The organism is Halorientalis salina (genome assembly GCF_005049285.1).
Taxonomy (GTDB): domain Archaea; phylum Halobacteriota; class Halobacteria; order Halobacteriales; family Haloarculaceae; genus Halorientalis; species Halorientalis salina.
Map to the genome: position 1 here is coordinate 218,290 of NZ_SOSC01000005.1, position 12,622 is coordinate 230,911.

Here is a 12,622-nt window from a genome sequence, read left to right on the forward strand (position 1 = left end):
CGCATTCTTCACCTACAACGGAGCGCGACGACTCGCCCCGATTCTCGCACATCTGGCCTATTCGGTGTCCAAAGCTGACTTGACTGCCTGCGCAACCTCATCCACAACGTGATCAGAGATATCGCCAATTCCGCGTTCGATCGCTTCATGCGGAATTATCTGTAGCCGCCATTCACAAACGGTTTGAGAGAAAGCTGCTAACCCGGTATTCGGACGCCGCCCGGATTAAGACCGCCAACACAGACAAGGTTGATGCGTAGTAGCTAGGCAAGACTCGGAGACGTGAGTCTATCACGCAACAGCAACGATTATCGGGTAGTACAAGCGACCTGAACACGTGACTGACGACGTCGCCTATCCTTCGGTTGAGTTCGTTCTCGAACTCCATGAGCAGATTGTCGAGGAAGGTGACAGGACGGAATCAGGCATTCGATCAGCAGACCCGATTGAATCTGCACTCACGTACGTTTCTGAAGGGTTCTTTGGAGAAGTTCCAGAGACGGTCCACGAAAAAGCGGCACACCTGATGCGACTGCTCGTTGCGGACCATCCATTCGTTGACGGGAACAAACGAACTGCACTTCGAACAGTGGTTGTCTTCTACATGATGAACGGCTATACATTCGAATACGGTGATGAAATTCGTGCGCTACTTCGCCGCTTTGCGACCGACCAAGGCGAAGTCGACATAGACACAGCGGTTATCTACTTTCGAGCCTGCGTTCGTCGCAACTGATAAAGGGGCACAATGAGTACGTTCAATACAGAAATGGCGTCCAGCACTGATTCCTCGTCACCGGTCGACGAAGAAGTCCGCCGGTTATACGAACGGTATCAGTCAGCTGAGAGTAATGAGGAGCGCCGCGAGATAGTCCTCGAAATGGGGAAACTTGATGGACAGCGTCACGCCGACATCTACGCAGCACTCGAAAAAGAGTGAACTACCCCACCCTATCGCTCGCCTGACGGCTCGCGCTTGAGGGTGGGGCTTCCTGTTTCGATGACGCGCTTTGCAGATACCGAATCGGTATCCACAGGGAGTGCAGTCTCCACAGGCGTTGATTCGGAGCGTCCCGCTCCTAACCGCTTTGTGATACCGCGAGACAGGATGTTCCACGCCGCATTCGCGTCTCTATCCGCCTCAAACCCGCAGGCGGGACACGAGTGTTCGCGTATCCACAGCGGCTTGTCTGTTGAGACGCCGCAGGAGGCACACTCTTTGGTCGTCCCTCTCGGATTTACGGCGACGAAATGCGTCCCCTCCCGTTCGCATTTATATTCGAGCATTCGGAGGAACATTCCCCACGCCGCACCTGCTCGGTTTCGGGAATTCCCAGGGAGTTCGACCAACCCCTTCGCGTCCAAGTCCTCGACCGCCACGAGGTCGTACTCCCGTGCGTAGTAGTTCGAGAGCTTGTGAAGGAAGTCACGACGCGTATTCTTCAACTCAGCGTGACATTCGCCCACGACACAGCGTTGTTTCTCCCAATTCGCAGACCCGTGTTGTTTCCGCGAGAGGTCGCGCTGTGCGCGTTCCAACCGCTCGCGTTCGTCAGATAGGTCGAGGGACTCGACGGCGGTTCTGTCGGTGTCGTGGGCGTACTTGAGAATCCCCACGTCGATTCCGACGCACCGCTCGGGATTCTCCGGCTTCTCCGGTGGGTTGTCGGGCGTCTCAACACCAAAAACAGCGTACCATTTTCCGGTCGGTTCGCGTTTGACCGTGACGGTCTTGATTTCGGCGCCGCCGGGGAGGTCGCGGTGGAAAGTGATGGGGATTTCTCCGATTTTTGAGAGCCACAGCCGGGTCCGACCGCTCGTGTTTTTGAGCTTGAAGCCGGATTGACTGTAGGTGAAACTTCGGTATTTGCCCGGTGCTTTCCACTTGAGCGTCCCAACGCGGTAGCCGTGCTCTTTACGGCCGCGAAGCGTCGAGAGGTTGTCGTACAGCCGCTGAACGGCCTTCTGGAGAACCTTCGAGTGAACGTCTTTCAGATCACTCCACCACTTCTTGAGGCTCGGCAGAAGTTTCTGCTCACCATATGCCGAGGTGTTATCGTTCCGGTTGAGTCGGTGGAGGAAGTGGTTGTAGACCTGTCTACAGGTATCAACAGTCCACGCTAACTGTTCTTCGAGCGCGTCGGACGGTCGGAGTCGATACCTGTAGTTGTAGTTCATCTACGAGCGTTCTTCGATGAGTTCGTCAAGTTTCTCTTGGACGAACGAGGACAGACTCAGGTGATTCTCCTGAATCCACTCCTCTTGGTCGTCGCGGATAGAGATGGTCTTGCGCGTTGCCACACCATAAGTTATGTAAAATGCGTACTAAACAGTTGCGATTGCGTGGGCCGAGTGTCGAATGTGTTTGAGAACTGTGCGGCGCTGTATCCCCTCTCTACTCACTCGCTTCGCTCGTTCCTTGAGGAAGGGGCCTTAGCGCCTCAATTCAGGTAAACTCGATCTGACCCGTCTCGTCTTCGAGTAACCCAACTTGCCGAATCGGCGGATGGGTCGACGCCCACAGGACGCCCACAGTGCCTTCGAGATCGACTTCGTGATGTTCGACTGTTATCCACCGCTCCGATCGAAAGAACCTCTCCTGGGCTCTGCTGGAGGGGCTCGAAGACGCCCATCACCGCGTTTCGAACGGTCACCAGAACACATCGAGGAAGGTCACGATATTGAGAAAGCCGAACTGGTCCAGTTCCGACGAGCGTGTCGGCTGCCCACCGATCCAGCTAACGAACGTCCTTTTCCGCAAGTATGTTGGCTCCGGAGTGATTATTTAGGTAGAAGGCGACACACATATAATATTTTTATAGTAGTGATCCGTGCTACGTCATATGAACCGCGAGGCGGAGAATACGGATTCACCTGGGGCATCTATTTCGCTTTCGATACCCCCTTCAGATCCGGAGCTATTCAAACACAAGGCGACGAGTGATGTCCTTCTCTTTTTAACCAACCACCGGTTCAGCGATTTTTCGCTGCGAGAACTCGCGACGCAAACCAACCATTCACACCAGTCTGTCCGACGGGCAGTGAACGTTCTCAGTTCGAACGACCTGGTCACGGAATCACGCAAAAGCAACCAGCGGCTCGTACAGATCAACAGACAACGCCTTTCTATCCCAGACGATCCGATCCTTCGGATTCCCCAATCGGAGTATCACAAGCCGGTCAACACTGCGGTCACGAAACTCCGTGAGAACATTAGCGACGTCGTCGGCATCATCCTGTATGGGAGTGTTGCTCGGGGAGAAGCTGACCGACGAAGTGATATCGACCTCTGGGTACTGACTCGCTCCGATCGGGCCAAAAACCAACGAGAAGCGAACGCCATCGCACGTGACCTCGAAGAGATGGACTTCGATGGGGACCGGTATGCATACGATATCGACGTTGAGGCCGTCCAGGCGATTCCGGCCTACACCGAAGACATTCGTGAAATCATCGTCTCGGGCATTCCGGTCTACAAGACGAGTGACTTCGAAACCGTCGAAAGGCTCCTCCTTGAGCAAGGGGCTACCGATGAGTAGCGGCTCGGACCCGTCATCTGTACTCGCAGCACTTGAGCGTGCGCAGGACGCCTTCGAGATGGTGGGACGAGGTCGAACAGAGTTTGAGGACGGAATTAGCGCCGATGCGGACTGGAAGACACAGCTGACGAAAGCGTGTCGCCTCTTGGAGGTCGTTGAAACACTCCAAGCACAGGTTGGGTACTACACTGCTGTCATCGAGGTCTGCTTCGGGGGGATTGAACGGTCGATCGAGGCATATGCTCTCTCGATGTCAAACGATACACTCCAGTTCGCGGTAAGTCAGATCCGGGAGGGCGGCGTCTGTCTGTGTGACTGACTCTATCGGATGGTATGTCGTGCACTCGTACTCTAGAGTACGATACTCGAAAGTATCTTAATTTGAGAACATTTATCGAGTTCTGAACACTCAGACTATACAACATACTTTCATAGGCATTCAGTCAGAGGATGATCGACTGCCAGTGAGGTTGTGGCTGCCGGCCGTGTGTGGCCGACAGGATGGTGGACACAGCAGTGCGAGCGGGGAGGAACGACCTGCGAGCACCACGGCCGGGAGCGGTGGGTGGGGAGGAGGGTCGTGGGCCGGGGGAAACAAAAAGAAAGATCCGCCGTGGCTACTATTCGGCTTTTCCGCCGTCGAGTTTGGTCACGAGACTCCGCCCTGTCAGTGCCACTGAACACCGTCCCTGGTACCAACTCTTGGCCACTGCACGGAACCGCACTTGGTCGCCTTCACGGACGACCGGCTTGCCTGATTTTGCCCAGCTCGTAAACTTGATCTGACCCGTCTCGTCTTCGAGTAACCCAACTTGCCGAATCGCCGGGTGAGTCGATTCCCACAGGACGCTCACAGACCCCTCCAGATCGACTTCGTGATGATCCACCCCACCAACCGCTCTGATCGGAACAACTTGTCCTGGGCTCTGTTGGAAGTCCTCAAAGACGCCCATCACCGCAGTCGGGATCTCCACGCCCGAAACTACGCGTTCGGCCACCCGCCGACTGATCGCGGCCCGCGACCACCCGTTCAATTCCTCGGCCAACCGCGCTGCCTTTCGGTTGACCATCCCCAGTTTCTCCCGACCTAACTGCGCTCGTGCGTCTTCGATATCTGGACCTGCCCACGGATCGACGCTTGCTGCCCGTTTCTTAAACTCACGTCGTCGCTCGATACTTCCCGCTCTAGCCACCCGCCGCGTTCGCTGTTCTCTCGTTGAATCCACATGCCGATCCATCCGCTGGCGCGTCCGCCTGATCTCCATCTCTCGTGCGTCTAACCGCTCTTCTGCTTCGAGAGTCAACCCTGTAATCTGGGCATCCGGATGATTCTGATCGACTTTCGCCTGTATCTCCTGTTCGACCGAGGGTTGGAGCACATACTGCGCTTCAACCACGTCTTCGACGATCTCGACATCCGTCTCGTCGAGATCGAGTTGTTTTGCATACTGTGCGTCCGAACCTTCATTACCGAATACGGTCTTACCTGACATTGGCTTTCTCCGAAGCCGAAGGCGCTCACCGCGCCGACAACCGCGATCTCTACTCGCGGTTTTTCTACACAACCCACTCCGACAGACTCGTCTCTGCTGCGCGCCGCTCGCGCCTTCGAGCGCCCTTGGGGCGCGAGCGAGCGCGCTTTCGAGAGGCACAACCCAGCCACGCGCGCCAGGTGCGCCTGGAGCGAGCGCCCAGCACACAAGCCGGTTTCGCGTCCGTCGGCCGAGCGACCGGAGCGAGGCCGTCGGAACCGACAGCGCGCTTGGTGCTGGCGTCGAAGGCACACGCCCGGAACGGCTCTCCCGTGGAGAGCCGCATGCCCGGAATGGTCAGTCGCGAGCGAAGCGAGGGGCGACCGAGGCGAGGGACGAGCCGAGAGAGAGCCTCGAAAGCGAACAGCTCACAGAGCTGTGAGCGAAGCGGAAGGCGAACGCGGCGAGCGGGGCGTGCCAGGACAGAACGCGAACCAAACCAAGACAACCGAGACTGATCACACCACACTCCTGGTGGATCGAAAGGGGAGTGGGCTCCGGGCGTCCCGTGAACGACCGGATTGGAGTGAACGGGATCTCGCCCGACGAGCGTGGCGAGTCGGGCAGAGACCCCGACTCGTCAAGCACCGAGCGTGCGAGGCGCGCAGACGCGGTCGCGGGAGCGGAGTACGCGAGGGCTTTCAGAAGATTGTTCTTATCTCCATTACCAAGACCATAGAGGAGCGTCTCGTCATTGCCAGATTGCGTCTGGCAAGCGGTCAGAAATCGTGGATTTCTGGCCACATCACGAAAATCGGAGATTTCGACCGACCCCGAGTCACTCAGCCTGTTCTGCCTGTAGACAATCAGGGAAATTCGACGAGTGAGAGGATATCCGGTGCTTCGTGGAGAGTGGAAGGTTGACCGAGTGCGTAGCGTGCGTCCCCATAGGCACAGACCATATCGTCGGTATACGTGAACTCTGGTGGGAGACCTGCTGGTTGATAGCAGGGGACCCCCTCAAATGGTTCGATCCATCCAGGGCCATCCTCAAAATCGGCAGGGTCCATTTGACTACACAACGGTAATCCACCCCGGTAGATCTACTGAAGAGAGACTTAGTAGATTAGTGAGACTGCTATTCCTTCATTCTGGAGATCGTATCAGAAATTGACTTCCGGCGTGTGTGGCAGCGAGTATTCAAGGACAAGCCCCACCCTCAAAGCGCCGAAGGCGCTTAGGGTGGGGTAGTTGACTCGCGGTCAGGGCACGTATACAGTGTTCCTCTGCCGTTATGCATTGAGAAAACTAGCCTTAACTCCTCTCGATGAGATGGAGCTGAAGGACGCACCGATACGAGCTTTAGATACCAACTGGGAGAGTTCATCGCCAGCCACAGCATCGATGGTTGGAGTCATCACGCTCTCTCCGTCCCAACGAGGAGCATACGAACCCGCAAGTTGCCTCCGTGGGTCGGTAGTCTACACCCCCAGCGTGAGGAAACCTCGCCGTTCACGGCAAGGGGGATGTCATTCCGGAACTGCGTTCAGTGCACTGTTGAGCTCGAAAAGTTCCTGAACGACGTCGCTGTTGGCGACCTGGTACCGTTGGGGAGAGGTATTCGGGACCTCCTCAACGATCTCCACCTCTAGGAGAAGATCAATGTAGTTGCTCACGGTCTGCCGGGTAACACCGGTGTGTTCAGCCAGCTCGGTCTGGGTAACTTCACGACCTGGTGGAAGATCGAAAAGCGCGTCAATGAGAATCGGCACGCTCTCGTGTTGGGTAAGGTAGAGAAAACCACTCGGATGTTCCAAACGGGCCTCCTTGGTGTCCCGCTCTTCTTGGCTATGTGTGGACGTTGACTTGCTCATGTCACTATTATAGACGTACATGTGTATATCTTTTACCCTTGGCGTTAACTTCGATTAACATCATTTATCAGACAGGGCGTCCGAACAGCAGTGTATGCAGAAGCCTTCGGTCAAATGTGCACTACTGTCTGCGATGATCGCGAAGCACAAGTGGGGAACGCCTATTGACGAGGAGAGTCTTCTCGCGATCTCTGCGATTGGCAAGAACGACTTCGCAGTTGCGAGTGGTGTCGTCGAAAATCTTCGAACTAAATCGTATATCACCAGCAAAGGTAAGCGGGGAATCGAACTCAATAATAGCGAGTTCGGTGGGCTTGCTGATGTTCTCTACCATGAGTGCGAGTGGGAGCCTTTCGAGATCCGAATGCGACTGAAGCACTACGAGGGCTGGGACAAGCACGACTGGGCCTGACCATTGCGTATGTTCAAGACGTAGAGCACCGACATACTACTAGTCCAAATTCGTTATAACCGCCACGGGTGGGATCGAAAGGGGCCGTACGCTCGAGTGGTCCCGGGCGACGTACGCACCGCAGGGAACGAGCATCGCGAGCGAGTGAGGAGCACAACGAGCCCCGGGCCATCGAGCGTGCGGGGCTTTCAAATACACTCCACACTCAGCCACTCTCACTCGATCTGAAACATCGAATATTAGAAGCTGCTGACGGTGATACTGTCTTAAAGCATCTGTCAAAATAACACAGTTTATGGGCTATAGTGGGCAATGCGTATATGCTAGTGGGCCATAGTGGGTACTACAATGAAAGTGGACACTGAAGAGTTGCAGACGAATGAGACAGATGAGCGAGGTCGGATCTACCTCGGTACCGAGTATGCAAACAAGCGCGTAACTGTCGCTGTCGTCGAGGTCGAATCTGATCAACCCAACGAGGATAAATTGGCCGCTGCATACCGTGAAGCATCAGAGAGTGCTTCTGATCTCGCCGATGAATGGGCCGAGACATCGGACGAAGCGTGGAATGGACTCGGTGAATGAGTGAGGGAATCGAGGTTCGACGCGGAGATATTGTCATCGTCCGTCTTGACCCTACAGAGGGTCACGAGATGAAGAAAACCCGGCCTGCAGTGGTCGTCCAGAATGACATCGGTAACGAAAACTCAGATACAACGATCGTTGCACCTGCAACAGGGACCTACAGAGAATACCCGTTCGAGGTTCTTGTTGAAGCGTCGGATTCGCCGTTCGAGAAGGACTCATCAATACGACTCGATCAGATTCGCGTTGTCTCCATCGAGAAACGGATTCACTCAGTAACTGGGAGCCTCGATGCAACGACAATGGAAGCAGTTGACAAAGCACTACGATTGAGTCTTGGACTCAAATGACTCTCTTATTTGCTCGTGTTTTAGAAATGCAATACTGTTAATCACATTATGAAGTCGTTGATCTTTTGAGTCCCCTTCGCTCAGTGAAGAAAGAACGTAGCGCCTTATACTCGAAGAACAGGCGATTCAACCGCTGAACAGGTTCTACAGCTCTACATGTGATTCGTTACTCTACTGCCCTCGAAAGAGTATAGTGCCTTTTTATCACCCCCACAATCGAGCGGGACCTATCGACAATACGAGGGTACATGACGACCAAGCCATCAACCACTGACCCTACCAAGAACCCGGATCCGAGCACAGACGAACTCCCAAAGGTCAAAAAGACAACACGCCCGTATATACGGATTCGGCCGTCGACAGACTCGACGAATCCAACGAGATTGCCACTCCAACTGCAGCGTCTCCATCGCGTACTATCCGATGATGAGTCCCATCGGTGGGTTCCCTTTACCCACCCAAATCACGCAACCGTCGAAGTACTCCTGATCGCAGACGGAAGAGGCAAAATCACCTATCAATTCGGCATCTCCGATCCGACGCTCATTGACGCACTCGAAGGACTCCTCCGGACGTGTTTTCCACACACCTACGAGTTCGAACGAATCGAGTGGCATCCAGAGCAACTCCCCTTTGTTGCTGATCACATTGTTGGGGTCGATTTCGAGGGATATCCCACCCGCCACAAGGATTGGCAGACGAAACTCACCAGCTTTCGCGAGTTTTATGACCCACAGCAGCGAGGGTCTTGGAGTCAAAAACAAGGTCAGAGCCCAGAGACACAGACCACGATTCCGCTCTCCACCGTCACAGAGACAATGGCGAGAAGTGAGACGCCCATGCTCTATCAGGCACTCATCCGTCCCCATGACGATTTCACACAGCGTGCAGATGCCTATCGCCAGGCCATCGAAGCCGGCGATACCGACGTTCTTTCGACGCTCATCAACGGCCTGGTTGGCTATCCAGACCCCGAAGACGTCGTCCTCAGTGCAGCCGATGAAACCCGTCTCGACGGGCTCAGAGCCAAAGAGACGAACCACTCGTTTGTCGTGAACGCGCGGGCTGTCATAGCGAGTCCGCACGAGTGGGAACGAGACGAGTCACTGAGTGCGCTTACGAGTGCATTTAGCGGGGTGAGTCAGCCAAAGTATTCGATTCGCGATCAGGTTTCGAGCGGTGACGCTGCAATGGATGTCCTCGAACGAGTCCAGACCAGACAGTTTCACCCACCCACGTACGATCGTCTTCGGAAGCGACTCCCAGGTTACACTCTGAGAAGTAAGGGAATCGTCGCCGACACCGAAGAACTCGGAAGTTTCTGCATGCTCGATGGCGAGACGCTGACGACGGCCGGCAGGCGAGCCATTGCCCCCACGCCCGTCGGAAAGACTGGAATTGCGCTTCCCCCACCGGCTATCCTCGAAACTTACCAGCAACCGGGCTTCGAGATCGGCTATCCGCTCACGGCCGATACACAACCGACGACGCCGCCCGTTGCACTACCACCCGAACTCCAGTCAATGCATCAGGCCATTCTCGGGGCGACTGGGTCAGGGAAGACGGTGCTCAATCTCTCAGGTATCCTTACAAATCACGCAGCCACCGATGGTGCCAGTATTCTCCAACTCCCGAAAGGCGGGAGTGCAGTCTCGCAGTATCTGATGGCACATTTTGCACAGTTCGGCAGTCTCGATGACGTGCTGTATTTCGACTGCAGTGAAGTCGTTCCGGCACTCTCGTTTTTCGATATTCGCGACCAGCTCGACGCGGGCATTCCGCGGACGACCGCCGTCGAAGACGTCGCTGATCACTACGTCGAGTTACTCACAGAAATCGCAGGCAAAGAGCAATTCGAGCGGGCCATCCGCTCGCCCGATATCATCAGATACCTCGTCCAGGCGCTGTTCGACCCCGTCCACGGGAACGATGCGTTCTCACATCGCGACCTACACAGGGCAGTCAAGACGATGCAACAGGGAGAGGGTGCACCTGCAGTCTCCGATGAGGACCTTGAGCGGTCACTTGGCGAGCAACTCGATGTCGATACACGCACCTTCGAGAAGATCATGGGCGGCGTTGCGAGTCGGATCGAGAAGGTGACCACTGATTCCCGACTGGCGCGGATGTTCATTGACCTCCTCCGCGTGAAGGCGGAGGAATCCCACCATGGGATTTCAGGCCAAGTGTAGCGGCCTGTTGGTTTCAAGACGCATACGTTCCACGCGTCGTCTGCTGGGTTTCAGCATCGGCGTGGCTGTCTTGTGGCCCGGTCAAAGAGGCCCCATCCGTAGCCGAGTCATCGTCACCAGCCTTCTGCCGGGAAGCCCGGTCGCTTCGGCGGTGACTCTCTCCACTACGGTAGCGGTCTGCAATGTTTATCGCCCCGTTCACGTCGGCTTGATACTCACCGACCCAACAGCCGTCGTTCGAGCATCGGAACGTCGCCTGTCGTGGTCGGGAGCCATGTTCACCGCAGGCGTGGCACGCCTTCGACGTGTTCCGGGGATTCACCGTCTCGACGGGAATCCCCTTTTCCGCGGCTTTGTACCGAATCTGTGCGTGAATTTTGGCAAAGCCCCATCCGTGCAACCGCCGGTTCATGTACTCGCCGTAGTCCATGTTCTCGCGGATGTCCGTCAGGTCTTCCAGCACCAGCACTGGGTTCTCGACAGACTCGGCGTATGCCACAACCTCACGGGTCACACGGTGGAACACATCGTCAATCTGGTCCCACAGTGCGTCACCGAACGAGTCTGCGATTCGTTCACTGCCGCGCTGCTGAAGGCGTCTCGTGGCGGTGAAGTAGGTTTTGCGGAGCCGACGAACGGCCTTGCCGTCGTCGGCCCACAGTCGGGGGCGAACAGGAGACTCGCGCTCGTCGCGGTGACACACCGTGACGAGACTCGCTTCCCCGATGTCCACGCCGATGAGCGTCCGCTCGTCGGCGGACGCTTCAGATTGGTCCTCGACGTCGCGGGTGACGGTGATGTGGAGATACCACGTTCCGTCCCGCTCGAACAGCCGACTCTCACCCATCTCGGCGTCGTCTGCGTACACCGCTTCGAGCCACTCCCGCTGGTCGGGATTGGCGCGTGCCGGAATCCAGAGGTGGTAATCCTCGTGGTGCGGGATTTTGACGTACCACTCGATAGCGTTCTGTGGCTGGTGGTCGAGTTGGAGTCCTTCGTTGGTGAACCGCACCGGGTGGTCGTCGTGAAGTTCGTCGGCGTCGTAGCTGTTCCCACAGAGTTGTGGGACGTACTTCTTGAGGGCGTTTTTGGCGTAGCCGCTCAAGTCGTACTCGACAACCACGTCGTTGGCCGCTGACTGTGTGTTACAGCCAGCGGCGAACGCGGCTTGCAGCGCCCGCTGGTAAGCCTCCCGTGTCTCACAAAGCTTCTGTCGCTTGTGGGCGTTCGGGTCCACAAGCTTCAGTTCAAGCGTCTTCGTGAGTTCACCCATCGTTGCCGTACTCCATTTTTTGATTGGAATCGGTATATAGCTCAGCCACCCAGAGTGAAAGTGAAACGGTGGGAAATCCAGCACTGCACTAGAACGGTGGATTGTCACACTCTGCTGTCCGCTCGACCCCCGCCTGTTCGCCCTTCGGTTCCGACTCACGTCGGTGAGGGGTAAGATTCGGGGTAGTATACCAGACAGTGTGAATCTGTTAATTGACCTCCTCCTCCGCGTTCACGCGGAGGAATCCCAGCATGGGATATCGGCCTGCAATAGCCTTCGAGGTTCCAAGACGCATCCGTCTGCGTGGTCAGTGGCAGGTCGCCCCGAGCCGGTGTGTACGTTCGCCTCCCTCCAGAGGCGACACTCCAGGAACATCCCGGCCACGCACTTGCGTCCGTGGTCCGCACAGCCCGATTCTCTAGCAGCCTACCTTGTCGCCAGCCCCGCGACCTCGCGGTCGCGTGGGCTTCAGTCACGCAGTTGTCTTGTGGCCCGGTCAACGAGGCCCCATCGCCAGCCGAGTCATCGCCATGGGTGGAGTATGCCGCATCCACCATTGCCCCTTGTGTTTCGGGGACGGCCTCTCTCCACTGGCGTAGCATTGGAAAATGGCGCTACACCGGCTTAAACGAACCGATAGTGGATATCCAGCACGGCTATCGACGGTCAAAATCCGGCAGTGTCGGCCGCTCAACCCCCGCCTGTTCGTTCCTCGGTTCCGACAGGGGTCGGAACACTCGTCACTCACGGGAAGGCGGGGGTATGCGCTCGCATCTCTATCAGGTTACTGGTTCAATAGAGCGTGTCATAGAATCCAACTCATAGCTTCTCACCGCCCGGTTCGTTTCCTCGCTCGTAGTTGGTGATAGCAATGACGAGTCGGAGGCAGAGCGCAACGAACACCTCAGTTCGTGCGTGGACGCGG

The 12,622-nt window shown here is 56.3% G+C and carries 13 protein-coding genes and 1 pseudogene; 8 read left to right on the top strand and 6 right to left on the bottom strand.

What is annotated here, in order from left to right; all coding sequences use genetic code 11:
- Window positions 1-337 precede the first annotated feature (337 nt).
- Together E2481_RS11870 and E2481_RS11875 are read left to right on the top strand one after the other, a co-directional pair.
- The gene (locus tag E2481_RS11870; protein WP_136717362.1) at window positions 338-736 is read left to right on the top strand and encodes a type II toxin-antitoxin system death-on-curing family toxin; all 399 of its coding nucleotides are present in this window, start codon (window positions 338-340) and stop codon (window positions 734-736) included.
- A gap of 12 nt (window positions 737-748) precedes the next feature.
- Window positions 749-940 carry a hypothetical protein gene (locus tag E2481_RS11875; protein WP_136717363.1) on the top strand — a complete coding sequence of 64 codons (192 nt, stop codon included), beginning with the start codon at window positions 749-751 and terminating at the stop codon, window positions 938-940.
- 11 nt (window positions 941-951) lie between these two features.
- Here the strand turns inward: E2481_RS11875 and E2481_RS11880 are convergent, their stop codons facing one another.
- Both E2481_RS11880 and E2481_RS19005 read right to left on the bottom strand, forming a co-directional pair.
- On the bottom strand, window positions 952-2,178 hold the full coding sequence (locus E2481_RS11880) for an RNA-guided endonuclease InsQ/TnpB family protein (RefSeq protein WP_136717364.1): 1,227 nt from the start codon (window positions 2,176-2,178) through the stop codon (window positions 952-954).
- Window positions 2,179-2,301 carry a hypothetical protein gene (locus E2481_RS19005; RefSeq protein WP_255594979.1) on the bottom strand — a complete coding sequence of 41 codons (123 nt, stop codon included), beginning with the start codon at window positions 2,299-2,301 and terminating at the stop codon, window positions 2,179-2,181. It lies immediately after the preceding gene.
- Window positions 2,302-2,843: 542 nt separating this feature from the next.
- Here E2481_RS19005 and E2481_RS11890 point away from each other — a divergent pair.
- Window positions 2,844-3,539, top strand: a complete 696-nt coding sequence (locus E2481_RS11890) for a nucleotidyltransferase domain-containing protein (RefSeq protein ID WP_250137808.1) — start codon at window positions 2,844-2,846, stop codon at window positions 3,537-3,539.
- The gene (locus E2481_RS11895; RefSeq protein WP_250137809.1) at window positions 3,532-3,858 is read left to right on the top strand and encodes a hypothetical protein; all 327 of its coding nucleotides are present in this window, start codon (window positions 3,532-3,534) and stop codon (window positions 3,856-3,858) included. The genes E2481_RS11890 and E2481_RS11895 overlap by 8 nt, the downstream gene beginning before the upstream one ends.
- A gap of 301 nt (window positions 3,859-4,159) precedes the next feature.
- Here E2481_RS11895 and E2481_RS11900 read toward each other — a convergent pair whose 3' ends face one another.
- Window positions 4,160-5,032 (bottom strand): DNA-binding protein, encoded by an 873-nt coding sequence (locus E2481_RS11900; protein ID WP_136717366.1) that lies wholly within the window; start codon window positions 5,030-5,032, stop codon window positions 4,160-4,162.
- A gap of 1,508 nt (window positions 5,033-6,540) precedes the next feature.
- Window positions 6,541-6,885, bottom strand: a complete 345-nt coding sequence (locus E2481_RS11905) for a helix-turn-helix domain-containing protein (RefSeq protein ID WP_136717367.1) — start codon at window positions 6,883-6,885, stop codon at window positions 6,541-6,543.
- A 94-nt stretch (window positions 6,886-6,979) separates the two neighbouring features.
- On the opposite strand from E2481_RS11905, the gene E2481_RS11910 reads away from it, so the two are divergent.
- The 4 genes from E2481_RS11910 (at window position 6,980) to E2481_RS11925 (ending at window position 10,424) form a co-directional block, all read left to right on the top strand.
- Window positions 6,980-7,297 (top strand): hypothetical protein, encoded by a 318-nt coding sequence (locus E2481_RS11910; RefSeq protein WP_136717368.1) that lies wholly within the window; start codon window positions 6,980-6,982, stop codon window positions 7,295-7,297.
- Window positions 7,298-7,645: 348 nt separating this feature from the next.
- On the top strand, window positions 7,646-7,882 hold the full coding sequence (locus E2481_RS11915; protein ID WP_136717369.1) for a hypothetical protein: 237 nt from the start codon (window positions 7,646-7,648) through the stop codon (window positions 7,880-7,882).
- Window positions 7,879-8,232, top strand: coding sequence for a type II toxin-antitoxin system PemK/MazF family toxin (locus E2481_RS11920; protein WP_136717370.1), 354 nt, complete (start codon window positions 7,879-7,881; stop codon window positions 8,230-8,232). Before E2481_RS11915 ends, E2481_RS11920 begins: the two co-directional genes overlap by 4 nt.
- A gap of 248 nt (window positions 8,233-8,480) precedes the next feature.
- Window positions 8,481-10,424: a hypothetical protein gene (locus E2481_RS11925; RefSeq protein ID WP_136717371.1), complete on the top strand. Its 1,944-nt coding sequence runs from the start codon at window positions 8,481-8,483 to the stop codon at window positions 10,422-10,424.
- A 13-nt stretch (window positions 10,425-10,437) separates the two neighbouring features.
- Here the strand turns inward: E2481_RS11925 and E2481_RS11930 are convergent, their stop codons facing one another.
- Together E2481_RS11930 and E2481_RS11935 are read right to left on the bottom strand one after the other, a co-directional pair.
- Window positions 10,438-11,697, bottom strand: a complete 1,260-nt coding sequence (locus tag E2481_RS11930; protein WP_136717372.1) for an RNA-guided endonuclease InsQ/TnpB family protein — start codon at window positions 11,695-11,697, stop codon at window positions 10,438-10,440.
- 819 nt (window positions 11,698-12,516) lie between these two features.
- Window positions 12,517-12,622: pseudogene (locus tag E2481_RS11935) on the bottom strand (IS5/IS1182 family transposase); the annotation flags it as partial.

Coding starts and splice junctions, on each gene's coding strand:
- E2481_RS11905 (WP_136717367.1), bottom strand. CDS start 6,885: ATGAGCAAGTCAACGTCCACACATAGCCAAGAAGAGCGGGACACCAAG.
- E2481_RS11875 (WP_136717363.1), top strand. CDS start 749: ATGAGTACGTTCAATACAGAAATGGCGTCCAGCACTGATTCCTCGTCA.
- E2481_RS11915 (WP_136717369.1), top strand. CDS start 7,646: ATGAAAGTGGACACTGAAGAGTTGCAGACGAATGAGACAGATGAGCGA.
- E2481_RS11880 (WP_136717364.1), bottom strand. CDS start 2,178: ATGAACTACAACTACAGGTATCGACTCCGACCGTCCGACGCGCTCGAA.
- E2481_RS11920 (WP_136717370.1), top strand. CDS start 7,879: ATGAGTGAGGGAATCGAGGTTCGACGCGGAGATATTGTCATCGTCCGT.
- E2481_RS11930 (WP_136717372.1), bottom strand. CDS start 11,697: ATGGGTGAACTCACGAAGACGCTTGAACTGAAGCTTGTGGACCCGAAC.
- E2481_RS11895 (WP_250137809.1), top strand. CDS start 3,532: ATGAGTAGCGGCTCGGACCCGTCATCTGTACTCGCAGCACTTGAGCGT.
- E2481_RS11890 (WP_250137808.1), top strand. CDS start 2,844: ATGAACCGCGAGGCGGAGAATACGGATTCACCTGGGGCATCTATTTCG.
- E2481_RS11910 (WP_136717368.1), top strand. CDS start 6,980: ATGCAGAAGCCTTCGGTCAAATGTGCACTACTGTCTGCGATGATCGCG.
- E2481_RS11900 (WP_136717366.1), bottom strand. CDS start 5,032: ATGTCAGGTAAGACCGTATTCGGTAATGAAGGTTCGGACGCACAGTAT.
- E2481_RS11925 (WP_136717371.1), top strand. CDS start 8,481: ATGACGACCAAGCCATCAACCACTGACCCTACCAAGAACCCGGATCCG.